The sequence below is a fragment of the Rhodococcus sp. NPDC060086 genome, assembly GCF_042730275.1.
Taxonomy (GTDB): Bacteria; Actinomycetota; Actinomycetes; order Mycobacteriales; family Mycobacteriaceae; genus Rhodococcus.
Genome location: NZ_JBHWWZ010000003.1, coordinates 12,449 through 37,250 on the forward strand (window position 1 = coordinate 12,449; position 24,802 = coordinate 37,250).

The 24,802-nt window shown below is 66.0% G+C and carries 29 protein-coding genes and 1 tRNA gene; 6 read left to right on the top strand and 24 right to left on the bottom strand.

Annotation, left to right across the window (positions count from 1 at the left end; all coding sequences use genetic code 11):
• Window positions 1-746: 746 nt before the first annotated feature.
• The 10 genes from ACFWB0_RS02855 to ACFWB0_RS02900 form a co-directional block, all read right to left on the bottom strand.
• Window positions 747-938 (bottom strand): hypothetical protein, encoded by a 192-nt coding sequence (locus tag ACFWB0_RS02855; RefSeq protein WP_378488915.1) that lies wholly within the window; start codon window positions 936-938, stop codon window positions 747-749.
• A 2-nt stretch (window positions 939-940) separates the two neighbouring features.
• Window positions 941-1,846: a major capsid protein gene (locus tag ACFWB0_RS02860; protein WP_378488916.1), complete on the bottom strand. Its 906-nt coding sequence runs from the start codon at window positions 1,844-1,846 to the stop codon at window positions 941-943.
• On the bottom strand, window positions 1,833-2,228 hold the full coding sequence (locus ACFWB0_RS02865; protein ID WP_378488917.1) for a helix-turn-helix domain-containing protein: 396 nt from the start codon (window positions 2,226-2,228) through the stop codon (window positions 1,833-1,835). The genes ACFWB0_RS02860 and ACFWB0_RS02865 overlap by 14 nt, the downstream gene beginning before the upstream one ends.
• Window positions 2,225-2,530, bottom strand: a complete 306-nt coding sequence (locus ACFWB0_RS02870; RefSeq protein ID WP_378488918.1) for a hypothetical protein — start codon at window positions 2,528-2,530, stop codon at window positions 2,225-2,227. Before ACFWB0_RS02870 ends, ACFWB0_RS02865 begins: the two co-directional genes overlap by 4 nt.
• Before the next feature lie 54 nt (window positions 2,531-2,584).
• Window positions 2,585-2,926, bottom strand: a complete 342-nt coding sequence (locus ACFWB0_RS02875; RefSeq protein ID WP_378488919.1) for a hypothetical protein — start codon at window positions 2,924-2,926, stop codon at window positions 2,585-2,587.
• A gap of 185 nt (window positions 2,927-3,111) precedes the next feature.
• Window positions 3,112-4,053 carry a hypothetical protein gene (locus ACFWB0_RS02880; RefSeq protein ID WP_378488920.1) on the bottom strand — a complete coding sequence of 314 codons (942 nt, stop codon included), beginning with the start codon at window positions 4,051-4,053 and terminating at the stop codon, window positions 3,112-3,114.
• A gap of 219 nt (window positions 4,054-4,272) precedes the next feature.
• The gene (locus ACFWB0_RS02885; RefSeq protein WP_378488921.1) at window positions 4,273-5,781 is read right to left on the bottom strand and encodes a phage/plasmid primase, P4 family; all 1,509 of its coding nucleotides are present in this window, start codon (window positions 5,779-5,781) and stop codon (window positions 4,273-4,275) included.
• 2 nt (window positions 5,782-5,783) lie between these two features.
• Entirely contained in the window at window positions 5,784-6,536 is a 753-nt protein-coding gene (locus ACFWB0_RS02890) for a bifunctional DNA primase/polymerase (RefSeq protein WP_378488922.1), read from the bottom strand.
• Between the two features lie 107 nt (window positions 6,537-6,643).
• A complete protein-coding gene (locus ACFWB0_RS02895) occupies window positions 6,644-6,925 on the bottom strand; it encodes a hypothetical protein (protein WP_378488923.1) in 282 nt (93 codons plus the stop codon).
• On the bottom strand, window positions 6,922-7,068 hold the full coding sequence (locus ACFWB0_RS02900) for a hypothetical protein (protein WP_378488924.1): 147 nt from the start codon (window positions 7,066-7,068) through the stop codon (window positions 6,922-6,924). The genes ACFWB0_RS02895 and ACFWB0_RS02900 overlap by 4 nt, the downstream gene beginning before the upstream one ends.
• Window positions 7,069-7,302: 234 nt before the next feature.
• Here ACFWB0_RS02900 and ACFWB0_RS02905 point away from each other — a divergent pair, with 234 nt between their 5' ends.
• Complete coding sequence (locus tag ACFWB0_RS02905; protein WP_378488925.1) at window positions 7,303-7,653, top strand: hypothetical protein; 351 nt, start codon at window positions 7,303-7,305, stop codon at window positions 7,651-7,653.
• A gap of 82 nt (window positions 7,654-7,735) precedes the next feature.
• On the opposite strand, the gene ACFWB0_RS02910 is transcribed toward ACFWB0_RS02905, so the two are convergent.
• The 3 genes from ACFWB0_RS02910 to ACFWB0_RS02920 form a co-directional block, all read right to left on the bottom strand.
• Window positions 7,736-8,047 carry a hypothetical protein gene (locus tag ACFWB0_RS02910; protein ID WP_378488926.1) on the bottom strand — a complete coding sequence of 104 codons (312 nt, stop codon included), beginning with the start codon at window positions 8,045-8,047 and terminating at the stop codon, window positions 7,736-7,738.
• 28 nt (window positions 8,048-8,075) lie between these two features.
• Complete coding sequence (locus tag ACFWB0_RS02915) at window positions 8,076-8,258, bottom strand: helix-turn-helix transcriptional regulator (protein ID WP_378488927.1); 183 nt, start codon at window positions 8,256-8,258, stop codon at window positions 8,076-8,078.
• A gap of 79 nt (window positions 8,259-8,337) precedes the next feature.
• Window positions 8,338-9,333, bottom strand: coding sequence for a hypothetical protein (locus ACFWB0_RS02920; RefSeq protein WP_378488928.1), 996 nt, complete (start codon window positions 9,331-9,333; stop codon window positions 8,338-8,340).
• Between the two features lie 118 nt (window positions 9,334-9,451).
• On the opposite strand from ACFWB0_RS02920, the gene ACFWB0_RS02925 reads away from it, so the two are divergent.
• Both ACFWB0_RS02925 and ACFWB0_RS02930 read left to right on the top strand, forming a co-directional pair.
• On the top strand, window positions 9,452-10,000 hold the full coding sequence (locus ACFWB0_RS02925; protein ID WP_378488929.1) for a hypothetical protein: 549 nt from the start codon (window positions 9,452-9,454) through the stop codon (window positions 9,998-10,000).
• Complete coding sequence (locus ACFWB0_RS02930; protein WP_378488930.1) at window positions 9,993-11,117, top strand: tyrosine-type recombinase/integrase; 1,125 nt, start codon at window positions 9,993-9,995, stop codon at window positions 11,115-11,117. Before ACFWB0_RS02925 ends, ACFWB0_RS02930 begins: the two co-directional genes overlap by 8 nt.
• Before the next feature lie 27 nt (window positions 11,118-11,144).
• On the opposite strand, the gene ACFWB0_RS02935 is transcribed toward ACFWB0_RS02930, so the two are convergent.
• Window positions 11,145-11,216: transfer RNA gene (locus ACFWB0_RS02935), tRNA-Thr, on the bottom strand.
• Between the two features lie 122 nt (window positions 11,217-11,338).
• Between ACFWB0_RS02935 and ACFWB0_RS02940 the strand changes: the two genes are divergently transcribed.
• Window positions 11,339-12,961, top strand: a complete 1,623-nt coding sequence (locus ACFWB0_RS02940; RefSeq protein ID WP_378488931.1) for a threonine/serine exporter ThrE family protein — start codon at window positions 11,339-11,341, stop codon at window positions 12,959-12,961.
• A 9-nt stretch (window positions 12,962-12,970) separates the two neighbouring features.
• On the opposite strand, the gene ACFWB0_RS02945 is transcribed toward ACFWB0_RS02940, so the two are convergent.
• From ACFWB0_RS02945 to ACFWB0_RS02955, 3 genes are all read right to left on the bottom strand, one after another.
• Window positions 12,971-13,210 (bottom strand): MbtH family protein, encoded by a 240-nt coding sequence (locus ACFWB0_RS02945; protein ID WP_378488932.1) that lies wholly within the window; start codon window positions 13,208-13,210, stop codon window positions 12,971-12,973.
• A complete protein-coding gene (locus ACFWB0_RS02950) occupies window positions 13,207-14,595 on the bottom strand; it encodes a lysine N(6)-hydroxylase/L-ornithine N(5)-oxygenase family protein (RefSeq protein WP_378488933.1) in 1,389 nt (462 codons plus the stop codon). The genes ACFWB0_RS02945 and ACFWB0_RS02950 overlap by 4 nt, the downstream gene beginning before the upstream one ends.
• Window positions 14,596-14,822: 227 nt before the next feature.
• Window positions 14,823-15,623 (bottom strand): alpha/beta fold hydrolase, encoded by an 801-nt coding sequence (locus ACFWB0_RS02955; RefSeq protein ID WP_378488934.1) that lies wholly within the window; start codon window positions 15,621-15,623, stop codon window positions 14,823-14,825.
• A 205-nt stretch (window positions 15,624-15,828) separates the two neighbouring features.
• Between ACFWB0_RS02955 and ACFWB0_RS02960 the strand changes: the two genes are divergently transcribed.
• Window positions 15,829-15,996 (top strand): hypothetical protein, encoded by a 168-nt coding sequence (locus ACFWB0_RS02960; protein WP_378488935.1) that lies wholly within the window; start codon window positions 15,829-15,831, stop codon window positions 15,994-15,996.
• Between the two features lie 31 nt (window positions 15,997-16,027).
• The gene (locus ACFWB0_RS02965; protein WP_378488936.1) at window positions 16,028-17,533 is read left to right on the top strand and encodes a trehalose-6-phosphate synthase; all 1,506 of its coding nucleotides are present in this window, start codon (window positions 16,028-16,030) and stop codon (window positions 17,531-17,533) included.
• Window positions 17,534-17,542: 9 nt separating this feature from the next.
• On the opposite strand, the gene ACFWB0_RS02970 is transcribed toward ACFWB0_RS02965, so the two are convergent.
• From ACFWB0_RS02970 to ACFWB0_RS03000, 7 genes are read right to left on the bottom strand one after another with little or no spacing between them, the layout of a single operon-like run.
• Window positions 17,543-18,130, bottom strand: coding sequence for a twin-arginine translocation pathway signal (locus ACFWB0_RS02970; protein WP_378488937.1), 588 nt, complete (start codon window positions 18,128-18,130; stop codon window positions 17,543-17,545).
• Complete coding sequence (locus ACFWB0_RS02975) at window positions 18,127-18,777, bottom strand: hypothetical protein (RefSeq protein WP_378488938.1); 651 nt, start codon at window positions 18,775-18,777, stop codon at window positions 18,127-18,129. Before ACFWB0_RS02975 ends, ACFWB0_RS02970 begins: the two co-directional genes overlap by 4 nt.
• Window positions 18,777-20,192 carry an MCE family protein gene (locus tag ACFWB0_RS02980; RefSeq protein WP_378488939.1) on the bottom strand — a complete coding sequence of 472 codons (1,416 nt, stop codon included), beginning with the start codon at window positions 20,190-20,192 and terminating at the stop codon, window positions 18,777-18,779. The genes ACFWB0_RS02975 and ACFWB0_RS02980 overlap by 1 nt, the downstream gene beginning before the upstream one ends.
• Complete coding sequence (locus ACFWB0_RS02985; RefSeq protein WP_378488940.1) at window positions 20,189-21,406, bottom strand: MCE family protein; 1,218 nt, start codon at window positions 21,404-21,406, stop codon at window positions 20,189-20,191. The genes ACFWB0_RS02980 and ACFWB0_RS02985 overlap by 4 nt, the downstream gene beginning before the upstream one ends.
• Window positions 21,403-22,731 carry an MCE family protein gene (locus tag ACFWB0_RS02990; RefSeq protein ID WP_378488941.1) on the bottom strand — a complete coding sequence of 443 codons (1,329 nt, stop codon included), beginning with the start codon at window positions 22,729-22,731 and terminating at the stop codon, window positions 21,403-21,405. The genes ACFWB0_RS02985 and ACFWB0_RS02990 overlap by 4 nt, the downstream gene beginning before the upstream one ends.
• Window positions 22,728-23,786 carry an MCE family protein gene (locus ACFWB0_RS02995; protein ID WP_378488942.1) on the bottom strand — a complete coding sequence of 353 codons (1,059 nt, stop codon included), beginning with the start codon at window positions 23,784-23,786 and terminating at the stop codon, window positions 22,728-22,730. Before ACFWB0_RS02995 ends, ACFWB0_RS02990 begins: the two co-directional genes overlap by 4 nt.
• Entirely contained in the window at window positions 23,783-24,802 is a 1,020-nt protein-coding gene (locus ACFWB0_RS03000; protein WP_378488943.1) for an MCE family protein, read from the bottom strand. The genes ACFWB0_RS02995 and ACFWB0_RS03000 overlap by 4 nt, the downstream gene beginning before the upstream one ends.

Consider the following 24,802-nt stretch of genomic DNA (forward strand, 5'->3'; position numbering starts at 1 on the left):
GTCTCCCCCAAACCTCCTGGTGAGGACGTTTTCCTCGCGCAGAGGTGTCGGAGCAGACCGGTAGCCTCCGGTCTCGTGCACAGCGACCAGCCGAATCCCCCACCGCAGAGCGTTCCCGTGCCCGTAGAGACGTCCGGGCACCGTCCGCAGCCACCGTGCCGAGGCTTTGCGCCTCGAGCCCGCGCCCTTGCTGACGCCAAAGCGCTCGCCCACGACCTGGCCGAACGTAACGTCCCCGTCCGCGATATCGGTGCGATCCTCGACGTTACCTTCCAACGAGCCAGCCAACTCGTGAACTCGTAACTCACACCACGCATGAGGTGAGGCGCAGCCCGTCACGGGACCTGGATAGCAAAAGACGGGACCCTGACCACCATTTCGGCTGGTCAGAGCCCCGTCACTGGAGCCCCCTGTCAGGATTGAACTCTCCCGCGCCGCCTGCCGGACCTGCGGCGATGCGGCCAGAAACGCCCCCACCTCGGGTGTTACAGGGTTTCCAGTAACGCGGGATTCGTCCACATCACGGCAGTTCGGGTCCAAACCGTGTCCAGATATGCGAAGACCCCCGGCGTCCAGACCGGGGGTCTTCAGCACCCGGAGTAAGGCACCACTCAAACCTCCGGTTTTGCAGTCGCCGGGGTAACGAATCCCGCACTACTCAGGGACGAGTCAAAGAAGGAGTAAGAACCCTCGTCCCTGCTACCCGAGCGGAACCGACGCGAAGCGGTTCATCGGGACGTCTTCAGTTAGTCGAACCAGTCGCCGACCGGCAGGCCGTTCTCGAGGCCGTCGAGAACCTCGGCCGCTCGCTCCCGTTGCAGCTCGTTCTGCTGCGTCAGCTGCGCGGTCCAGAATTCGACGCGGGAGCCGAGGATTCGGCCGTCCGCCAATGCCCGGTGGACGCGGTCCTGGGCTTCCGCCCTGATCTGCTCGTTCATGATCAGCCCGCCATCCCGGTGATCTTCTTCACGGCGTACGGGTTCGTCACGGCGAACGCGGGGACGATGTACGCCTGCACCCGAGTGGTGCGGCGTTCGCGCTGCGGAATCGACTCGACCGTGAGGGCCTTCTCGTAACCGATGCGGCCAGCCTGCCCGGTGGCCACTGCGTACCCGGTACCGGCGGTGACCAGCGGGGACGAGATGATCTTGAAGCCGAACGCGTCGAGCAGCTCGGACAGGTCCTTGCCGTAGGCCAACGCGAGCTGGCTCTTCTCGCTCGGGTGCAGGACGAGCGTGTCCAGCTCGAACCCGAGTTCGTCGATCTCGACCGAGAGGTTCAGGGCCGACAGCGTCGCCTCGAACCGGGCCGAGGTCGCGGTCTGGGTGGTGGGGTCGCCGTTGAGCTCGATCGCGCTCACGTCCACACCGGGGACGATGCCACCTCCCGCCGGGATCTTCGCGACGGCCGCGTCGATAGCGGCGATGGCGCGACGATCCAGCGACCGAAGAATCGAGTTCGAAACCGTGTCGGTGCGCTCCATAATCACATCGGTCATGTTCCGGTCGCGCTCTTCGTCGGTGATCTCGTAGTACCCGCCGAAGTCCTGGAGCTTTGCCAGGTCGTACGTCGGCTCCGGGGTGTCGATGCGCTCGTACTCCGAGCCGGGGGCGCGGTCCACGGGGTCCGAGGCGTAGAAGTCTTCGGCTTTCAGGACCGAGTGCAGGATGCCACCGCCTTCGACCTTCGAGCCGGTCGCGGAGAAGAACGCCCCGGCGATGGTCCGGCGGGCGACGACCTCGGCGATGCGCTGCCGGATCGTAGTCGGCATCTTGAGGGCCATTTCGACCGTGAGCTTCGTGCCACCCTCGTTGAGCGAGGGGACGAGGAAGTTAGCGTTTGCCATCGGAACTCCTGTTTGTGTATTCGTGGAGGCTGGTTGCGTCGACCAGCCACCGACCGTTGTGGCGTACTCCCTGGAGCCGTCCGCGTCGCAACAGGTCGCGGATGTTCGAGGTCGTGCAACCCAGGTGGGCCGCTGCCGTAGCCGAGTCCACGAATGGGTCGGCGTCTGGGATCAACGAAACCAGCCCAGGGTCGGCCGGAACTGGTGCGCTGGCGTCCGCATCAGCGCTGGCGTCAGCGAGGAACCGCGCCAGTGCCACCGCCCGTGGTGGGAGTTTCGCACCGCCACGAGCGAGTACGGGCCCCGTGGCGTCGAGGACCTGCGCCAGGAACCGGGCATCATCGGCGTCGAGCAGCACCCCGGCCACTACGTGGCTGGTCACAGCTCGTCCTCGTCGTCGATACCCCACGAGCGCGGGCCGAGGTCCTGGTCTTCGGTGACGCCCAGGAATTCATCCTCGAGTTCCTCGGCCTCCTCGACGTCCTCCAGCCACGACAGGTGTTCGCCGACCCCGGTATCCATCCGGCCACCCTCGGGGTCGAGTTCGATCGACACGCGGACCGTGGGGTTCTTCATCTGGAGCTGCGCCGCGCAGGTCGCGACGATATCGACCTCGTCGGGGTCGCCATCCAGGCCGAGGGGGTTGTTATCGCGGTCGTCGCGGTTAAACGGGTTGAGGTTCATGGTGTCTTCCTTCGTAGATGGGTCGTTCGGGTATTTCGTTTGCCTCGGGAGCGATCAGGAGCGCCCGGGGGTATTTCCGTGGGGGCGAGGGCGTTTCCGGCGCTTCTGTTTGACGCGATAGAGCGGGTCGGCCTCGAAGGCTTGGACGTGCTCCGTCCACTCGAGTACGCGCCGGTAGAGCTGCTCGAAGTTCTCGCCGGGGTTCGCCACCTGAGCGATCGCCCGGTCGAGCGTGTCCTCGTCCGGACAGCCGTACTTCAGGGCAAAGTCCGCGTCGAAGACGATCGGAACGGCCGGGCTACGGACGCCGCGCTCGAGTTCGTCGCGGAGCCACAGGGCCACTCGGGCCTCCGCCGGTAGGTCGTACGGTCGGAAGTCGAGCCGCTGGTTTGCCATCTGCGCTCCTTTGAAACGTGACGCGAGGATTCGGGAGGTGTTCAGGTTCAGGGGGACGAGTTCTACTGGGGCGGAGTGGCTCCGGAGCTATCGAGATACCCCCCACCGCCAATCCCGTTTAAATCAATTGGCGTTTTCTCTCTCCATAAGAAGGGGGGACCCCTAGTAGTGGGGTAATGCCCCGGTTACTGGGCATTCCGGGCCTTGCGACGCGCGCGCTTCCGACGCTCGTGCTCGCGGGCCTTGGCGCGACCCTCTGGAGTCTGCCGACGCGCCCTCGCCAACTCCCGTTGGCGCGCCTTGAACTCCGGGTCTTGCCAGCGGGCCTTCTCACGCTCTTTCCGGCAGACCAGACACGCCAGCGAGCCCCCCAGCTTGACCGCGTAGAGGTTCTCCGGTGTCCGGGGGTGGCCGTTGAGGCAGTGGGTCTTCGGCGTCCGCTCCTGGGGTGCGTCCGGGTGGCAGATGGCGCACACCCGAGTCTCGCCAGGCTCGTATGGCGGGTACGGGTGCCCCTCCGGGCAAAGCCGTTTCCGGGCGTTGATCGCCGACGGGCTGTTGCCCCTGCGGTTCGTCTCCGCGAACGACGAGAGCGACATATGCAGGGGGTTAACGCAGTTCCGGCGTCCGCAGTCGCGGTTCACCACCTGGCCGCGCGGTATCGGACCCCGGTAGAGTTCCCAAACCGCGCGGTACGCCTCCACTCGGTGTCCAGCCACGCGGGCTTGCGGGTGCCGTCCGGACGTCGAGAGTTTCCCGCGCCAAACCCAGCAGGTCGGGGTAAACACCACGTCGCCGCTACCGAGCAGTGCCCGCAGGTTCTCAGTCGTCCACGCGACCGGCTCCCGGCCGGACTGCACGCGGCTCGTTGCGCGTTCGCAGCGCAGGTGGGCCGGGTTGACGCACGCGCTGTGGCCGCAGTCCTGCGAAACTCGGTAGCCACCTGAGGGTTCACCGAACCAGGCGAACCACGCCAGCCGGTGGGCGCGCCACCGCCGGGAGCGGAACGAGAGCTGGCCGTAGTCGCACCCCCGGGGGGTCGGAAAGAGCCAGCAGTCGTCGCGGAATGTCGCTCGTTCGCGTAGTCGGCCCTGCGCTTCTAGCTGCGCTTCGGAGTAGTCGGTCATGCGGTCTCCTGTGGGGTTCGTGGTTGCTTGACGGGAGCAGTGGTGGGGAAGGGGGTCGGCTCTCCACCCCTGCTCCTGTAGGTCCTGGGGGTGATTGCTCCGCCCCAGGTCGGAGGGGGTGGACAGGGGTGGACAGGGGTTAAAAGGTCGTTCTTTAAAACGGGAAGTCACTAAAAGACGACCTTGGAACCCTGTCCACCCCTGTCCATTTAGGGCGGACTAACCATCCTCGGGGGCCCGGAAACGCAGTCCGTGCCAGACCGTCCGACGTCCCGTGACGGGTTTCGTGTCGTGGTTCCACGTCGGTCGCGAGAGCCGGAGCCGCGCGGCGTTCCGGACGCGTTCCTTCCTCACTGCGGCTTGGTCGAGTACGGCCTCGTGGGCCGAAAAACGGTCCGTAAAAGTCTGGTCCGTCCACTCGGCGTTGCCGGTCGTCCCGAGCCCTCGAGTGAACGCGGCGAACAGGTCGGTGGACAGGACCGCGCACCCCTCGTCGAACTCGAGTCGCTCCTCGATGAACTGCTGGACGAGGTCCACGGTCCCCCGCCACTCCCGGGTGTCGGCCTTCACCCGCGCCGAGGGCTCCGGGAGCTGCTGCTCGTCGTCACCCTGGTACACCCGGACGGCTCCCTCGACGAGCCAGGCGAGGACCGCCTCGCGCTGCTTCCGGCCGCGCTCGATGCGCTCGCGCAGGCCCTCGGAGCCGTAACGGTCCTCGGGCCGCTCGAGCGTCTGGGACCGCTTGCGGAACCGGAAGGGGAACGCCACCAGCGCGAGCCGTCGCCAGGTCCCGTGGTCGGTCTCCATCACCCGTGGTCGGTAGTTCGTCGACACCACGAGGGTGTGCGTCGCGTCCCACGTCACGTTGTTCGCCCCGGTCTCCCGCGCCGTGATCTGCGACGTCCCGAGAATGTGCTTCAACCGGCGCACCGACAGCACCGCCTCGGGCAGCTCCTCGAGGACCGCGAACCGCAAGCCCCGAAGGACCATAAGCTCGGTCGGGTGGTCATTCGGGCGCGCCAGCACGACCCGGTCCGGGACGACTCCCGCGAACGTCCCGAGCGCGTACCGGCAGGCCAGGATCGTCGACTTGCCGTTTGCGCCCCCGCCCCACAGGATCGGCATGATGTCGTCGGTCGGCGGATGCCCGGTGATCGCCTGCCCAAGTTTCAGCTGTAGCCAGTCGCGGGTGTCATCGTCCGGCAACGCCCCGAGCGCTTCGTCCCAATCGGGATGACTGGTCCCCGGCACGTAGTCCACTGCGGCGATCTTCGTAAACAGCAGGTCCGGGTCGTGGGGCCGCAGGTCGCCAGTCCGCAGGTCGACGACCCCGTTCTGGACGTTGAGCAGGTGCGCTTCTCGGAGCGAGTCGAACCCCGAGGTCTCCCGCAGGAGCAGACCGCGCAGGAGCTGCTTCACGGCCCGGATCTTCCCCGCGTTGAGCAGGGACGAGAGCCGTTTCCGGCGATCGTTATCGGCCGTCAACGCCTCCGAAGTCCAGAGCCGCGCGAACTCGCGTTGAACGACCTTCGTCATGCGCTCCTCGGATTCGCGCGCCCAGACCTTTCCGGTCCACCGGTGCCATCCCAGGCCAGGGGCGAAGCAGTAGCGTTCGACGAGCCGACGGGCGAGGAACCCGGACAGCGGCGAATCGTCGAGCATGACGCGGGAGCCGGAATCCAGGATCTCGTCGAGCGGGTCGACGTTGTCGTCGTCGTTACCGGGCATCTTCACTTGGTCCATCCCGTCCGGCGGCGCGCGGAGCGCTCGACCGTCTCGATCTCGTCGTCGTCCAGCCCGATCGCTGCGCACGCGTCACGGACTCCGGATACGTAGGACTCGTCTCGCTCGTCTGCGGCCCTGCAGAACGCCCAGAATGCAATGTCGTTGCGCTCCCCAGCGCGCGCCGCGTGGACCCGGCCGATAACCCGGCGGGAGTCGCTCTTCCGGCCCCCAGCGGCACCCCCCACTGCTCCCTGCTGCGGGACCGCCTGCCGACGTGCGGCACGCTCGGCGAGGTCGCTCAACAGCCACTCGGGAGCAGGCGCGAGGGGGCGGTCGTCGATGACGCGGTAGACCACTCCGGTCGGGTGCGTCGAACCCGGCCCGACCAGCAGACCTCGAACCTTGACGTCCGCCCCCGGGATCTTCGTGTTCGGCAGGCTGGTTTCGCCTGGGAGGGCGAACCACCGGTGTTCACCCCGCGCGGTCGCGACCGTCCAGGTCGGGGGCAACGTGACCTCGCGTTCGGCGAGGTATTCGTGGAAGGGGACGGGGTCGTCGATGTCGACGACGAGCTGCGATGCGGGCACGAGACCCACCCCGCAGTGCCCGTATTGACGGCTCCAGCGCTCGACTGTCTCAGGGTCGGAAGTCGCGACGTTAAGCCAGTTCGCGAACCGGGGACGCTTGGTCCTCGGGATGAGCGGCACAACGCGGAAACCGCGTTCGGCCAGCGGAGGAGCGTGGGTTGAGAACGCCATAGTAATGGTCCTTCGGGTCTTGAACCCGGTAGGCTGGTCGTGTGACGTGACCATCCACCAAGGTTCCGTTTCGGCCCCCGACCTGATGCCACAGGACGGGGGTTCTTCTATGCGGGTTGGGTGAGTCGACAAATAGCAGCGGCGATCGCGGCCTGCCGGACCGCTTCGAGGGCGTCCTCGAACTCGAGTCGCTGCGTGGGGCCACCCTCGATCTGGAGCAGCAGGTCGCCATCCTCGGCGAACTCGGCATCAATCCAGACGCCCCCGGCCTTGATATGCGCGCCGGGCCATCCCTGGTCCTCGGCTTTATTGAGATAAACCCGGAGCCCTCGCGCGGCCTGGTAGCCGTAGTAGCCCGGCCCGCGCTTCTTCGTCGTCGGGGCGGTCATTCGGCCACCTGCTGTGCGGCCTTGCGGGCCTTGCGCCGCGCTTCCTGCTCGTTCCGACGCTCGCGCCACTTACGCCACAGGGCCGCGTCGTGGACGAGCTGGGCGTATTCGATTGCGGTGATCTCGACCGTGGGTTCGGTCATCGAAAGCTCCTGTCTCGTAAGGGTCCGGAGTGGCCCCACGAAAAAGTCAACACCAGGTCACGTAATGGGTGCAAGTGGGATCCGTTGTGCCACATCGGATTTCGTCGTCCACTACACCTGTAGTAAAATTGCGGATGCGCCGAGGGACGACATGGTTTGATCCATTCGCCCCTTCGTCAACGCCCCCGCCTCCACCCCCGGAGTCGGGGGCGTCGTCGTATCCAAGGAGGAAATATGCAGTTCTTAACCACGTCCGAGTTCGTCGCGCTGTGGCGTCCGCTGTCCGCGCAGGAAACCGAGCTAGCCGCGCTGCTGCTCGAAGCCGCGAATAAGCGCATCCTCGAGATCGCGCCGAATACACCTTCCGATAGCCCGTCTGCCCGCCTCGTGGCCTTGGAAGTAGTCCGGGGTGCGTTGACCACAGCGGCCCTCGTAGGTCACGTGTCCTACGCGAAGGGCATCGGTCCGTGGACGAAGTCCGGCACGCTGTCGAACCCCGATGCGGCACTCCTGTTCACGGACGAACACCATCGCCTGTTGGGGGCGTCGGTGGGTGGCTCCGTGCACTACTCGTTCGGCGACTGATACAGCAACGCCCCCTCCTTTGCCTTCGGAGACACTGAAACCCGCCACCCGGCATTCGGGGGCGGGTCTCGTGCTCGGAAGATCAGCCAGCGTCCGGACCGAGGACGAGCGCGGGGATCACTTCGGCGGCGCGGAGTCGCTGCAGAGCCACCTGCAGGCCGTCGACCAGGGTGTGTGCCCCCTCCGCGTCGAGGGTCAACTCGGTTCCGAGGATGTCAGCCTCGACCAGGCAGTCGTTAGTTCGAATGCGGACCGCGTCCGAGACCTCGATCCACTCGGTGGCGTTCGGGTCCTCGTCGTCGAAGCAGGGCCCGTACTTGACCTCCATCTCGGCGTACCTGGCCGCTATTTCGGCGGCGAAATCGATGGTGGCGGGGGCGGTGTTCTCGGACATGGTTTCTCCTTCGTTGGTGTTGCGGGGTCTAGCTGGTCTGCTGGCGGGTCTGCTGGTCGACGTACGACTCGACCGATGCCCAGCGGTACCGGACGCGGGAACCGATCTTCGTAAACGCGGGTCCGCGTCCGAGGTGGCGCATCTGGGCGAGTGAACCGACTGACACGCCCAGATAGCGGGCGACCTCGGACGGGGTGGCGAGTGTGCTCACGGGAACTCCTTCGGGGGGGTGGATATGGTGGTGGCGGGCCGGGGGTGCTAAGGACACCCCCGGCCCTCGGGTGCAGGGATCAGACGTCTACGGACGCGGGGTACCGCACGAGGACCCGGAAACTGCGCTCGGGCGAGAGCTGGCGGAGCTGGTCCACCCGGCGGTCAGCCTCGGCCCCCGCGTATTTGACCTCCTCGGTGAACCAGCGGCCCCGGTAGCAGTACTGGATCTCGTACGCGGTCGTGGCCTCCTCCTCGAGCTGGCGGATCAGCCAGAGCATCACTTCACCCAGCCGGGGCGCGAACGTCTCCGCCATCAGGTCGTCGCCCCGGCGCGCGGAGGCCACCCACAGGTCGCGGTCCTGGTCGATGGCGAGGTCGATTTCGAGCTCTCCAACCTGCTCCCGGATCAGCCCGCGTTCCCCGTCGATGTAGCGCTGGGAGACCCGCTCGGCCCACGCCTGGGCGAGGTCGTCGGCGTCGGCGGTATCGTCTGATGCCTCCGGAGCCACGTCCTGGGCTTCCGGTGCAGGGGCGGGTATTTCGGCCGGGGTGGACGCCCGGAGGCGTGCCGTAGCCGCTCCACGGGCCGACTCCCGGCCGTAGGTCTGGCCCGTCTCGGTGATATTCCCGTCGGTGTCGAAGATCGTCCAGCAGAACCGCCCGCCGGAGAGCTTCTGGACGAGGGCGGACCGGCCATCTGCGGCGGTTCCCAGGCTCGAGGCGTCACCGTTCAGCCAGGCCACCTCGGTGGCTCCGGCGGCGATGTCGTCGATGACCTCGGCCGCGACGGGGTCGGTCGAGGAGGCCACGGCCGCGTAGATCGCGGCGACCTGCTCCAGGATGTCGAGGGCGGCGTTCCGGTGGGCGACGGCTGTACGGGTGTAGATGCCATCCAGTAGACGCAGGGCGGCCTGTGCCTCGTCGCGGGCTCCGGTGGCCCAGTCCATCGCGGCCTGGTGGCGACCGTGGCGGGCTTCGGTCCAGCCGGAGGCCAGCCACGCTGTGGTGGTCTTGACGAACTGGCCAGCCTTGCGGACTGCTGCGGTCTGGGTCTTGCGGGCTTCGGTGTTCATCTGAGGGTTCCTCTCGAAGTGGGGCCGCCGGAGCGGCGTTACCGGAAATATGGAAACACGGTAATCCACGTGACGTCAAGTTCCGTGGTTTCCGGTAACGTCGCGTAATATCCCGTGCATGGACTTGAGCGACGTACTCGGAGCCGCCACCCGGCGGGAGCGAACCGCGATGGAAATACCGCTGGAGCTGGCCGCACAGACCGCGCGGGAACACGGGTTGAAGTGGTCCGTCGGGCGCTGGTCCGATTGGGAACACGGCCGGGTCGGTCTCGCCCTGCCGACCGTGATCGCCGTCGCGGCCACGCTCTCGAGCCTGCGCCAGCTACGCGGAGGGCCCCCGGTGTCGGTCGCGGACCTGCTGGCCACCGAGGGGCCCGTCCAGGTGAACGAAGTCCTCCGGTTCGAGCCGGAGGAACTCGCCGGGGCCCTCGTGGGCGGAGTCGCGTCGCGCTGGGTCGAGCCGGAGCCACGTATCGGCCTCGCCGAGGAGCGGACCGCGCGCAAGCTCGACATCCCGATAGCGCAGGTCGTGGCAGCGGCCCAGCGGCTGTGGGGCCGGACGCTCACCGAGGAGCGAGACGCCCGGTCCGGCCCCGGGGCCCAGGCACGAGGCAATGTGACGCGGAACCTCGTCGGCGAGCTCGTCCAGGAGCTTCGCCGTGGCTAGCGTCCGGCGGTACGCCACCAGCAGCGGCGACCGCTGGGAAGTGCGGTACCGGAAGCCCGATAACACGACCTCCCGCAAACGCGGGTTTCAGACCAAACGTGACGCCCAACGCTGGGCCGACCACCTCGGGGTGTCGATCGCCCAGGGCGCGTTCGTCGCCACCTCGGCGGGACGAGCCACCATCGGGTCGTTGGGGCCAGCCTGGCTCGAACGCCAGCGCGGCCACATGAAGCCGTCCGGCTGGCGTTCCTACGAGAGTGCGTGGCGGATCTGGGTCGAGCCATCCTGGGGGCGGGTGCAGGTGTCGAAGGTGAAATACACCGATGTCCAGGCGTGGGTAGCCCAGATCGCCGCCCAACGGGGGCCGGTGATCGTCCAGACCGCGTATTCGGTGCTGTCGCGGATACTCGAAGACGCCGTCCGGGATGGCCTGCTGGCGTCGAACCCGGCGCGGGGGGTACGTCTACCCCGCAAGCCTCCGCCACGTCACGTATTCCTATCGCACGAGCAGGTCGGCCACCTCGCCGACGAAGCCCCCGAGCGCTACCGCTCGCTCGTCCTGCTGCTCGCCTACTGCGGCCTCCGGTGGGGTGAAGCTGCCGCCCTGCGCCCGAGCGATATCGATTTCCTGCGGCGACGGGTGCGACTCGAGCGAAACGCCGTCAACGGCCGGGTCGGCACGCTCAAGGGCCACAAGTCCCGCGAGGTCGTCATGCCCGGGTTCGTCGCCGAAGCGCTGGCGCGGCAGTGCGAGGGCAAAGCCCGCGACGACCTGCTATGGCCATCCCAGACCGGCGGTTTCCTCGGGCCACCCTCCGCGCACGACTCGTGGCTATCGGGGGCGGTCCGGCGATGCCAGCTCCGGGGCGAGTTCCCCCGCGTCACGGTCCACGACCTGCGCCACACCGCCGCATCCCTGATGGTCTCGGCCGGAGCGAACGTGAAGGCCATCCAGCGGTCCCTCGGCCACCAATCGGCGGCGATGACGCTCGACACCTACGCGGCCCTGTTCGAGGACGATCTCGACGATGTGGCACACGCACTGGAGGCGTCCGCGTCCATTCGGGGTCCAAATACAGCGAAAGGGGCCGACCCCGTCTCCGGAATCGGCCCCTGACCTGCTGTTTCACGTGAAACAGTCCCGAGCCCCCTGTCAGGATTGAACTGACGACCGCTCGCTTACAAGGCGAGTGCTCTACCACTGAGCTAAGGAGGCATCTCGAGCGCGGCCCATCATATAGTGCGTCACACTCGCCGCGCACATCCACCCTGTGTGGTTACCGTGGGTCCCATGCGTTTCACCCTTGCCTGCCACGAGTTCGCTGTGGACGGTCGCCGGTGAACATCCTCAATGACGCCGCGAATCTGATCTTCGGGAAGCGCCGCGCGACGATCGACGCGGTCACCGCCGCACCCGCGCCGCTCCAGCCGATCGATCTGACGGACGACGCAGTGGTCGCCGAAGCCCTCGATGTCGCAGTCCGCGTGGGTGAAGTTCTGCTCGCCGCGGGCACCGGCGCGATCGATACCGCCGAACAGGTACGGTTCGTCGCCGCGACGTACGGACTGGCCCAGTGCGACGTCGACGTCACGTACAACTCGATCGTGCTGTCGGCCTATCGCGGACAGACGATGCCTCCGGCGAGCAGCATGCGCGTGGTGCAGTACCGGTCGATGGACTTCACGCGTCTGGCCGCGGTCGATCGCCTCACTCGAAGAATCCGACGCGACGCGATCTCTCCGGCGCAGGCCCACGAAGAACTCATGGCGCTCACCACAGCGCCTCACCCCTACAACCGTTGGGTCGCCACGGTCGCATGGTCGGGCATGGCCGCGGCGATCTCCGTGTTGCTCGGCGGCGGGTTCCTCGTCGCATTGGTGGCCTTCGGGTCGACGTTCGTCATCGACCGCGCCAACCGGCTTCTCAACGGTGCAGGGTTGCCGTTCTTCTTCCAGCACGTGATGGGCGGCATCATCGCGACGGCCCCCGCAATCACCTTGTACGGGTTCCGCGAAACGCTCGGTTTCGAGATTTCGCCGGGACTGATCATCGCGGCGGGCGTCACGGTGCTGCTGTCCGGCCTCTCTCTGGTCGGCTCGGTGCAGGACGCCATCACGGGCGCACCGATCACCGCATCTGCGCGGTTCTTCGAGTTGCTGATGATGACCGGCGGGATCATCGCGGGCGTGGCGACGACGCTGCGCATCGCCGAAGTGTTCGGAGCCGAGCTTCCCCTCATCACCTACGCTGCGCTACCCGATCTGGCTCAGTTGCCTACGAAGGTCACTGCGGGTGCCGCGGCCGCCCTGTTCTACGCCCTGGCCTGTTATGCGGAGCGCCGGGCACTGACGGTGGCGGCACTTGCCGGCGCCGCCGGTGCCCTCGTCTACCAGTTGTCGCTGGGGCTGAGCCTCGGTCCGATCGTCTCGTCGGCAACAGCCGCGACGGTGATCGGCTTCGCGGGTGGTCTGATGGCTCGCCGCGCTCTGATCCCGCCGCTGGTCGTCGCGGTTGCCGGTATCACTCCCCTGCTGCCGGGTCTGGCCCTGTACCGGGGTCTGTACGCGATGCTGCGCAACGAGGTCACCAGCGGCATGACGGCGCTGTTCTCGGCGTTCGGCATCGGGTGCGCCCTCGCCGCGGGGGTGACCCTGGGTGAGTGGCTCGCCCGCACGACACGTCATCCTCGTTTTCTCCTCGGCGCCGCAGCGAGCGGGTTGCGCCGGCCGCAGATGCGTCGAACCGGGTCGCGGACGGCCCGGGAAGAAGCAGAGGACCGCCCCAGCGCCACCGCAACGACCGGACCGATCCCGGTCATCGACGGCACCACCGGGGCCCTACCCATGTTCGACGGCACAGGACCGCTTCCGACGTCACCGCTCTCCACCGCACCGATGCCTACACAAAAGACGAGAGTCACGCAGCGATTTCGTCGGCTGCGTGACTCTCGTCGAATGTAGAAGAAGTTCCTAGGCGCTACCCTGGCGGGCCTTCTGGTCGGCCTCCATCGCGTCGCGCAAGCTCTTGGGACGCATATCGGTCCAGTTCTGCTCGACGTACTCGACGCATGCGGCGCGCGACTCTTCGCCGAATACCACCCGCCACCCCTGCGGGACCTCGGCGAAGGTCGGCCACAGCGAGTACTGCTCCTCGTCGTTCACGAGAACGTAGAAGCGGCCGTCTTCGTCGTCAAATGGATTCGTGCTCATCTCGCCTCACTTGTTGCGTAGGTGTGCTGGTTCGGTATTCTACCAAGCTCGCCGATCCCTGCGTGCTCCACCGATTGCTCCCGCAACCGGCGCTCGAGGACCGAGGAGAGGACCTCTCCCGCCCGAACCGCCGCATTCGACAATAGCGACGCGGTCAAACCGTGAGTCTTCTCCGTCCCTCCCAGCAGATACATGTCGGCTGCGACGTCGTCCGGCAACTCCAGACGGTAGTCGCGCGCCACCGGCGGCACCGGGGTATCCCACGCGAGATCTCCGAGCACCGAGCCGAGCTGCGTCGGCTCGAAGCCGGTCGCGAGGACGACGGCGTCGCACTTCAGTGTGTCGGACACGCCGCCCAGGTTGTTACGAATTTCCACTTCCATGCCCGCGGCGGTCTCCGTGGCCGCGACCACCTCGGATGCACGACGCATGAACAGGCGGCGCGGCCCACGCACCCGCTCCCGGTATTCGGCTGCGTACAACGCTTCGATCAGTTCGGGCGCCACGACCGCGTAGTTGGTGCCCTTGTGCAGCGCGAGGAGACGCTCGCGCTCCTCGATCGGGGCTCCGTGCAGTTCGTCGACCACTTCGGGGTCGAAGATCCGGTTGGCATACGGGCTGTCGTCGGCGGGGCTGTATCCGAACCGGCCGAAGACGTTGTGGACTTCGGCCTGCGGGTAGTTGGTGTGCAGGTACTGCACCACTTCTGCAGCACTCTGACCGGCACCGACCACGACGAATCGCTGGTGGACCGGCGCAGGCATCTCCTCGAGGTGGAACAGGAAGTCGTGGTTGTGGAAGCAGCGCGACGACTCGCTCGCCCACTCCGGAACGCGGGCCCGCAGGCCGACACCCATCACGACCGTCCGAGCATGCACGACGCTTCCGTCGGCAGCACGGATCGCGAACAGGTCCGCGGTTCCCCGCGCGTTGCGCAGAGGCTCGACGGACACGATGCCTGAGTCGTAGCGAACCTCGGCAGTGACCCGTCGAGCAGCCCATTGCAGGTAATCCTGGAACTCGAGCCGGGTAGGAAAGAACGTCTGATGATTGACGAAGTCGACGAGCCGGTCGTGCTCATGAAGGTAGGAGAAGAAGCTGTAGCTGCTGGTCGGATTGCGGAAGGTGACCAGATCCTTGGGGAACGCGATCTGCATGGTGGAGCCTTCGAGGAGCATTCCGGGATGCCATGCGAACTCGGTACGACGCTCGAAGAAACACGCGCGAACCTCGTCGCGCGGAGAGGTTTCGTTGTGTTCCTCGATCGCGATGGCCAACGCCAGGTTCGCAGGTCCGAAACCGATACCGACGAGGTCGAAGACCTCCCCGTGCGGGTCGCCCTGCACCTCCGATTGACCGGTGAATGTGCTGGATCGGTCGATCATCACTCAACTTCCGTTGTCGGGGGCAAGATGCCCGCAGCCGGCTCGCCTCAACCCCCTGAACAAAGCTCAGGCTAACCTTGGTTCGGGGAGCGTACCAAGCGAAGTCCGCTCCGTGGGGATCTCCGATCGGACACATCCCGACCGCTCCCGAAATGCCCGGAAATGCACGAGCGCGGCGGAACCCCATAGGGATTCCGCCGCGCTTGCCACGCGTTCTACTGCCGCTTCTAGTCGGCCAGGAAGTCCAACAGGAGCTTGTTCACAGCCTCCGGACGCTCGAGGTACCCGTAATGACCGGCGTCCGGAATCTCCTCGTACCGAGCATTCGGAATCGCATCGGCGACCTCACGCGACAGGTACGACGGAATCATCCGGTCGTCGGCGAAACCGACCGACAGACACGGCACACGCACCGCCCGGTAGGCAGCACGGCGATCGAATTCGCGATCCATCCCCAGCTGGGCTCGCACACCCGGGGATGCGCGACCACCACTGAATTCGAACACGTCGAGCCAGTCGCGGGCGGTGTTCTCGTCGGCCAGCGACGCAGGCGACAGGTTCATCACCGCGGTGAGCGCGGCCTTGTACTTCGCGGGCAGTTCCACTCCACTGTCGTACAGCTGACGCTCACCTTCGGTCAGCATGATCTGGAAGTGATCCATCCGAGCATGCCCCGCGAGGAACACGGCCTTTCGCACGAGATCCGGCCGGGCCAGTGTGAGTTCCTGCGCAACGCGCGAACCCATCGACGTCCCGACGACGTGCGCCGGCCCTCCGAGCAACTCGATCAGACCCGCGGTGTCCTTCACCATGTCCTCGATGGTGATACCGCCGAGGCTCTCCCCCGACGGTGCGATACCGCGATTGTCGAACGTCGCGACGCGGTACCCCTCCTTCACCAGCGCAGGAACCTGATGCAGATCCCACACACGGCCGGGGCTGCCGGTTCCCATGATCAGGACGACCAGGTCGCCGGAACCCTTGACCTGGTAGTTCAGTGGGATTCCGTTGATCGTGGCGATGGGCATGAAAACCTTCCTCGGCGAATAGCGAACAGCGCCACGCGTCGACGCGGTGGCGCAACTCCCGATACACCGTACCGTGGTGGGTCATCGCCCCGCCCGGTCCAGGTACCGAACTCGGTCCAGCGGAAGGCGGGTGGCGTCGAGGTGTCCAATTCTCATAGAGTCAGGTAGAGCGCCTGCTCACAGCAGTCACCCCGGGAGGATAATCATGGCCGCGGAACCCACGGCGAAAGACATCGCGGACGAGGATCTCGAACCCCTCGCCGACGAAACCGCACGCCAGGCGCAGCGCGTCGTCGCCGCATACGCCGAGGATGCGGATGAGTGCCGCATGCTCCTGTCGATGCTCGGCATCGCCCCCGTCGACAAGCACTGATCACACGAACCACAGGCGGAGAGGACACGATGTGACGACTGGCGAGGCGATACCACGCCAAGGTTCCGACACGTTCACCGAATCGGATTTCGTGGTCGTGGCGAACCGCCTCCCGGTCGACCTCGAACGCCTACCGGACGGCACGACACGCTGGAAACGCAGTCCCGGCGGTCTCGTCACCGCGCTCGAGCCGATCCTGCGCAGCAACCGAGGCGCATGGGTCGGCTGGGCGGGTGTCGCAGACGCGGACATCGACCCCATCGTCGAAGACGACATGGTCCTGCACCCCGTACCGCTCAGTGCAGACGAGATCTCCGACTATTACGAAGGCTTCTCGAACGCGACCCTGTGGCCGCTCTATCACGATGTCATCGTGCGCCCGGAGTACCGGCGCGAATGGTGGAATTCCTACGTCGAAGTGAACCGGCGATTCGCCGAAGCCACGGCGAAGGCCTCCGCGCAGGGCGCGACGGTGTGGATCCAGGACTACCAGCTCCAGCTGGTGCCGAAGATGCTCCGCATGCTGCGGCCCGACCTCACCATCGGGTTCTTCCTCCACATCCCGTTCCCGCCGGTCGAGCTGTTCATGCAGATGCCGTGGCGCACCGAGATCGTCGAGGGCCTGCTCGGCGCCGACCTCATCGGCTTCCATCTCGCGGGCGGCGCCACGAACTTCCTCTACCTCGCCCGTCGCCTCGCCGGACACCAGACGTCCCGCGGGACGGTCGGTGTGCGGTCCAAACTCGGTGTCGTGCAGGTCGGGTTCCGCACCGTGAGGGTGGGAGCGTTCCCGATCTCGATCGCGTCCGGAACGTTGGACGAGCAGTCTCGAAGCAAGGAAATCCGGGCGCGTGCCAAGGCCATCCGCAAGGAACTCGGCAACCCGACGAAGATCCTGCTGGGCGTCGACCGGCTCGATTACACCAAGGGCATCGACATCCGGCTCGACGCACTTCGGGAGCTCATCGCCGAAGGTCGCGTCGACCCCGCGGATACGGTGATGGTGCAACTCGCGACACCGAGCCGTGAACGCGTCGAGTCGTACGTGCAGATGCGCGGCGAGATCGAGATGGTCGTCAGCCGCATCAACGGCGAGTATGCCGAAGTCGGCCGCCCCGTCGTGCACTACATCCACCGCCCGGTCCCCCGCGAAGACCTGATCGCGTTCTTCGTCGCAGCCGACGCGATGCTCGTGACTCCCCTGCGCGACGGCATGAACCTCGTCGCCAAGGAATACGTGGCGTGTCGCAGCGACCTGGGCGGAGCGCTGGTTCTCAGCGAATTCACCGGTGCCGCCGAGGAATTGAAACAGGCATACCAGTGCAACCCGCACGACCTCGAAGACGTCAAGGACAAGCTCGAAGCCGCACTGACACAGACCCGCGAGGAAGGCCGCAAGCGGATGCGGGCCCTCCGTCGTCAGGTGCTCACCCACGACGTGGATCGATGGGCCCACGCGTTCCTCGACGCGCTCGCGCACGAAGGGGCCGCCGGACCGGCGCTGGTCGCGCCTGCGGAGACCGGCGAGCCGAACTGACCGCGCGTTCTAGATGGGAGTCAACCGGTTCACGAGCCAACGCCCATCCTGGTTCTCGAGTTCCACCCGCACCCGGCTTCCGCTACTCACCGCCTCCGGATTCTCCGAACTGGTGGTGATCTGGTTCAGGAACAGCAGCGTCACTGCGTGATCGGCGTCGGCCGACACCACCGACGACGCCTGCACGTTCACTTGCACACTGATCGACTTCTCCTTCGCGCCGGGCGCGATGATGTTCTGCATCAGATTCATGTATTCGTCGCGGAAGTCGCCGGTGAGTCCGTCGGCCGCGGCCGCGGTCTGCTCGTCGACGTTCTCGAAGTCGTACGCGAGCATCGCAACTGCCTGCTCCTGCGCCGCGGCCACCGCGTCCGTCCGGGCGGACTCGGCGGCCGCATCCTGGATCGTGCCGTAGCCCAACCAGCCGACGAGCACCGCGAACACCACCGCCACCACACCGAGGGCACCGGCGATCAGCGGCAGAGGCGACTTCGACGGCTCGACATCCGACACGCTCCCGGCGGCGGTCTTGGTCTCGGCGTCGGTGGTGTCGGCGTCCACAGCTGTCACAGGGTCTTCCTTCCGGTCATCACTCATGGCACGAACTCCACCTTCGATGCCAACAAGCGGCCTTCCTCGTCACAGATCGTCACCCGGAGTCGGAAATCGCGGGGTGCGGGCTCGGTCTGATCGGCATTGCTCACCATCGCCCGTGACGCCACGAGCGATGCCGTGCAGGGCCCGTCCTCGGTTTGAATACCCGCTTCGAGCACTTCGCCGGTGGTCGTGACCCCCGCTTGCTGCACGACCTCGACGAATGGTCCCTCTCGGCCTTCGAACTCGGCCTTGAAGTCTCCGGTCGCGCCTTCCATGAGCCGCTTGACGTCGGCATCGGCGGTCTCGGCTCGAATGCTCGTGAGGTTGAGGACGGTCTGCTGTGCTGCCTGCAGATACTCTTCGCGTCGGTCGTTGCGGTCGGCGGCGGACTGCCTCTCGAACAGCAACCACGCCCCCGCCGCGATGAGCGCGACAACCAGTACCGACGCTACGACGGTGACGAGCTTCGCCCAACGCGGACTCGCAGAGGGAGCCGGGTCTACGCGCTCAGGTTCCGAATGCCGTTCAGGTCCGTCCGCCTTCGTCAGGTCGACGGCCCTGTCCGGTTCGACGGCCCTGTCCGGTTCGATGGCACTGTCCGATTCGACCGGAGCTTCGGGATCCTTCTTCTCTTCGTCGTCGGCCATCAGCCCTGCTGCGCCTTCATGTAAGTTTCCAAACTCGCTCCATCTCCGAGGTCGGCGTGCCGGAACACGTTGCCTTCCGGACCAATGTACGTGCCCGTATCCGGATCGATCCGTCGCGCGGTCACGCCTGCCGGAACTTCGTCGGCACCGTTTTCCGTGTGCGAAGCCGGTGTCGGCATGTCGTTCTCCGATGCGACCGGCGTGGGCGGGCCCCGCCACGGATTGTCCGTGTAACCCGGCGTGTAACCCGTGCGGCACATGTCGGGGGTCGGCGCACGTCGCCCCGGGTACTCCATGCACGGTACATTCCGTGCACCGCGTACGGCATTCGGATCCGATTGCGGCAGTTGGCAGAAGATGTCGTCGGGCGTGTCCACCATCGACGTGTCCGCCGGGCTTCGCCACTCTTCGGGAGGCACGAAGCCGGACAGGCACGGCGGCGGGTCGTGCAACTGCAGGTGGAAGTCCACGACCGCACCGTCTTCGGCGGGGCCGCCGCCCGCAGCGGTGATCAACGCGGTCGTCATCGGCGGGTACAGCACGAGGATCTGCTCGATTCCCGCGTTGTAGATGACGCCCACTTCACCGACACTCACCAGGTTCGCGAGCAGCAGCGGCAACGTCGGGCGCAGTTCCTGCAGAAGAGTTTCCGCCTCCGCAGCAGCGGTGGGACCCTTCTCCATGACGGAACGTATGTCCGGGTCGCTCTCACGGAGTCGGTCGGTGAATGTGACCATGTCGCGGGTCCACGATCGGATCGAATCGCTGGTGACCACCTGGGTGTCCAGTAGTGGCCCGAGCTCGTCGAGGAGCCTGCGCGTTTCACCCGAGTTCGCCGAGGCCTCCTGTACGAAAAGCCGTGTGGAGTCGAGGAGCTGCTGCAGTTCCGGGCCGGTCCCGTTGAACGCGTCGAATGCCTCGTCGACGACGGTCTGCAATCGTGTGTCGGAGATGCTGGCGAGCAGAACATCCGCTTGATCGAGCAGCGCACCGACCTCCTGCGGAACCGTGGTCCGATCGACCGGGATCACGTCGCCGTCGGCGAGATGAGCATCTGCCGATGCGCCTTCGTGCGGCACGAGGTCGACGTACTGCTCGCCGACCGCCGAGACGCTGCGCACCGCGGCATCGACGTCGGCGGGAATCTTCTGGTCGGAATCGATGGCCAGTACCGCATCGACACCGCCGGGCGACAACGTCACGCTCGTGACCTTGCCGACGGCGTTTCCGCGATACGTCACGTTCGAATGCGGATACAGCCCACCGGTCGACGGGAGCTCGACGGTGACGTTGTACTGACCGATACCCACCAACTGTGGAAGACGCACGTACATCAACGACATCACCACGAGCCCGATCACGGTGAGTACCGCGAAGATCGAGAGCTGGATGCGGACGAACTTGGTGAGCATCATGGTGTCGGCACCTCCCAGGGCAGTCCCGGAATCTTGATTTCGCCGATGCCCGGGATGGTCACCGTCCCTTCCGTGCCTTGCGGCGCCGGAGGGGGAGGCGCCAGCGGCGCTTGGAACGGGTCTACCGCCTGTGCTGCGAGTCCTGCATCCGTACCGAGGATGCCTTCGGGGCCCGCCAGTCGTCCGGCCAGTGGGGTTCCGGTCAGGAAGTTCAGGTCGAGCCGCTCGAGAGTCAGGTCGATGGTCATCGCGAGGTTCGCGTAGTCGCCGCGGATGACCTGATCGATCCCCGCCTGCGGGAAGGGGTAGGTCAGCAGCACACCGAGCACCTCCGTGAGCGAACTACCCGAATCGGCGAGCGCACGTAGCGTGGGAGACAGCGCCTGCAGGTTCGTCTTCAGATCCTCACCGCTGTTCTCCACGAGCCGGCTCGCGACCGTGCTCATCTCTCCCAGCGACGTCATCGCCGCCGTGAGGTTCTGCCGCTGACCTGCGAGTACCTCGAGCGCGGGAGGAAGTTCCTCCAATGCTCTGACCAGCGTCTCGTTCTGATTGTCGACCGTGGACGCGAGACGATCCATACCCTCGAGTGCCGACACGATGTCGTCGCGTTGAGTGTCGAGGGTGGAGACCAGCTCGTCGACACGCGGCAACAGATTGCGGATCGAATCCTCGCGCCCGACAAGGGCCGCATTGAGTTCGGTGGTGATGTCGTTGATCTGCGCGAGTCCGCCGCCGTTGAGTACCAGCGACAGCGACGAGAGGGTCTGTTCCGTCGTGGGGTAGGCGCCCGCACGCTCGAGGGGAATGATGTCGCCGGGTTCGAGCCGGCCCTGCGGAGGCTCGGCGGTCGGCGCCGCCAATTCGAGATGCTGCGATCCGAGCAGCGACGTCTGACCGATGCGGGCGGTCGCGTTGGCGGGTAACTCGACGTCTCCTTCGAGCGACACCGTCACCAGCGCGTGCCAGTTCTCGACCTCGATGTTCTCGATGGAACCGATGGTGACGTCGTCGATTCGCACGGGCGAATTCTGTGTCAGCGTAGTGACATTCGGCATTCGTATCTGAACCTGGTACGAGTCGGCGCCGCGACCCGCCGCACCGGGCATCGGAACGGAGTTGAGCCCGTTCCATTCGCACCCGGACAGCGTGGCCGCCGCGACCACCGTCGTTGCCGCTGCGGCGAACCGCACTGCTCTGCTCCGAATTCTCATCGTCCTCCTCCCGGCTGCAGCAGCGACCCGAGATCGCCCGGAACCGTGATCCCTGGAAGCCCCGGAAGCACACTGTCCAGCGGCGACGCAGGCATCGCGGGCTGTTCCGGAGCGGTTCCACGCCCGGCCGACGCCTCTTCGAGCCCCGGCTCGGAGTACTCGATCTGGTCGGGGAACGCCTGGACACCGGCCAACGGATTTGCCAGGACCGGAAGGTAATTGGCTTGGATCGAAGACAAGACCGGACCGAGATGCTGTCGGCACAATTCTTCGCTGCGCTCGGACGTCGCATTCGCCGCAGCACCCACCGACCCGCACATCCACTCGATCGGGTTCGCCGTGTTGTTGATGGCGAGTGCGCCGGTGAGCGAGCCCTGGGCCGGCTTGTAGATGTTGTAGAAGTTCGACAGCGCCGTCGGGCCGGAGTGCAGCACACGTTCGATCTCGGGGCGCTTACGGGCGAGCACCTCGGTGGCGTCGGCGAGTCGCTCCACCGATTCGGTCAGCCCTGCGCGGTTGTCCTGGATGAACCGCTGGACGTCCCCGACGGCGATATTGAGATCGGAAAGGGAGACTCCCAATTGGTCGGAGCTTTCGGCCAGCACATTCGACACGGACGCCAGGCGACCGCCGAACTGCACGATCTGCTCGTTGCTCTGCGACAACACCGACACGAAGGCCTGCAGATTACGGACAGTGCCGAACAGGTCGGTGCGTCCCTCCGACAGCGTGTGCATCGTGTCGGACAGTTCCCGAAGGGTGCTGTTGATCGTCGCACCGTTGCCCTCGAGGTTCTCCGCGGCGGTGTCGATGAACCGTCCGAGCGAACCCTGCGGGTCGAGCTCTTCCGGTCCGAGTGCCTCCGACAACCGCATCAGCTCGGTCTTGATCTCGTCCCATTCGACGGGGGATGCGGTGCGCTCCACCGGGATCGTCGCTTCGTCGGCGATCGCTTCTCCGCCGGAGTAGACCGGTGTCAGCTGGACGAACCGCGCGGAGACGAGACTCTGGGCGATGATCACGGCCTTGGCGTCGGCCGGGACATCGACCGAGTCGTCGACCTGCATGGTTACTCGCACGATCTCGTCGCCGGGATCGAGATCGGTGATCTTCCCGACCGACACCCCGAGCACCCGCACGTCGTCGCCTTCGTACAGGCCACTCGTGGAGAGGAATTCGGCATGGATCGTTCGTTTACCCAGTCCGGAGAACACTGCGAGTCCGACCGCGACGAGCGCGATGACCACGACGCAGGCGATCGCAGGGAGGAGCCATTTCGGTCGGCCGCGGGCCGCGCTCTCGGCGGGTGTGGTGTGGGCGTTCATTCGCCATCCCTCTTGATCGACGGCGGTTCCTTCGGAATCACGTCCTGTAGATCCTGCGGCAGCAGGTCGGGTGCCAGTTGACTGTCCACTATGGCCTTCCACCACGGCGCCGGGAGGATGTTCGACACGTAGGCGTTGAAGAACGGTCCGCTCGCAACGGATTCGCCGAGAGCGCTGATGTAGGGACCGAGCCCGTCGAGAGCACCGGCGATGTTCTCCTTGTTCGCCTGCAGATTCTCGGTCACCCTGTTGAGCACCTCGAGCGTCGGTCCCATCTGGGCCTGGTTGTCCTGCACGAGGCCGGTCAGCTCCCGCGACACCGACGAGATGTTCGCGATGAGTTCGGTGATGGCGTCGCGCCGCAGGCTCAGCTCACCGAAGAGCGAGCTCGCGTCGACGATCAGCTCGTTGACCTGATCGCTGCGCTCCGACAGGATGCCGGTGACACCCTCCGCGCGAGCGAGAAGCTGTGACAGCGATTCGTCGCGCGCGTTGATCGACTGCGACAGGCGTGTCATGCCGTCGAGGGCCCCGCGGATCTCGGGCGGTGTGTCCTGCAACGTATCCGACAGTGCCTCGAGCGATTCGTTGATCTGGTCGGTGTCGAGGTCCGACGTGGTCGTCGTGAGATCGCCGAGGGCGTCCGTCAGCGAGTACGGCGAGTTGGTGCGTTCGAGGGCGATCACCGAACCCGGTCGCATCACACCCCGGCCGCCGGGACGCACCGCGAGGGACTTCGCACCGAGCACGGTGTTGGTCTTGATGTCGGCGCCTGTGCCGTCGCCGAGGCCGATGCCGTCGCGGATCCTGAAGGTCACGAGCACGGCATCACCGTCGAGGGCGACGTCGGTGACCGCACCGACGTCGACGCCGGAGAGGGTGACGTCGTCGCCGGACACGAGACCGCCGGCATCGGCGAACCGGGCCGAATACGTCAGGCCACCGGACAGGAACTGCAGTTGGTCGTATTGGAGTCCTGCCACGACGATCGCGACGGACACCGCAAGACCGACCGCGCCGATCCTGAGTGTGTCGGGTTCTCGTATTCCGCTCATTCGAGTTTCGCGCACCTTCCGGTCGTCTGTGCGGCAGTCGTGAATCGGATGGTCGTCCCGTCCGGTCCCGAGAGCTTGAAGGTGTTGGCACACAGGAAGAATTGGAAGAAGTTTCCGTACGCACCGACGCGGATCAGCTTCTTGTAGTCCGACGGCAGCCGCGAGAGTGTCGTGTTGATGTCGTCCTCTCCCATGTCGAGCTGCGTCATGGTGCGGTTGGTTTCGGCGATCACCGACTGGAGGTCGGGACGCGTGTTCTGCAGCAGTGCAGCGAGATCGGCCGTACCTGCGGCGATCTGCGGAATGGCAGCGCCGATCGGGTCGCGGTCGTCGGCGAGTCCGCCGACCAGGCTGTGCAGCTGATCGATGGTCTCGGTGAACTCACGATCGTGATCGTCGATCGTCCCGAGAACGCCGTTGAGGTTGTCGATGACGTCGCCGATCAACTGGTCGCGGTCGGCAAGCGAGTTGGTGAACGAGTTGGTGGAGCCGAGCAGCGACACCAGGGTGTCGCCCTGCCCCTGGAAGACCTGCAGCAACGCACCCGACAGGTCGTTGACCTGCTGGGAATCGAGGCCCCTGAGCAGCGGCTTGAATCCGCCGAGCAGAAGATCGAGGTCGAGGGCGGGTTCGGTCTGTTCGAGGGGGATGCTGCCGTCCGCAGCGAGGATGTCGAGACTGCCGGGTCCTTCGAGAAGTTCGAGATAGCGGTCGCCGACCAGGTTCTCGTAACGCACCGTCGCGCGAGTGCTCGCAAACAGTGTGTGCTTGGAGTCGACATTGAAATCGACCTCGGCGTGATTGCCGTCCCCGATGTCGACGCCCGTCACCGACCCGACCTGAACTCCTGCGATACGCACCTTGTCGCCTGCTTCGAGCCCTGATACGTCGTCGAATGTGGCGTGGTAGTCCTCTGTTCCGGTGAAGCGTGCCTGGCTGAACACCACCGTGAGGCCGGCGAACACCAGCACCATGACGAGGGCGAAGATCGAGAACTTGACTGTGGATTCCCTCAT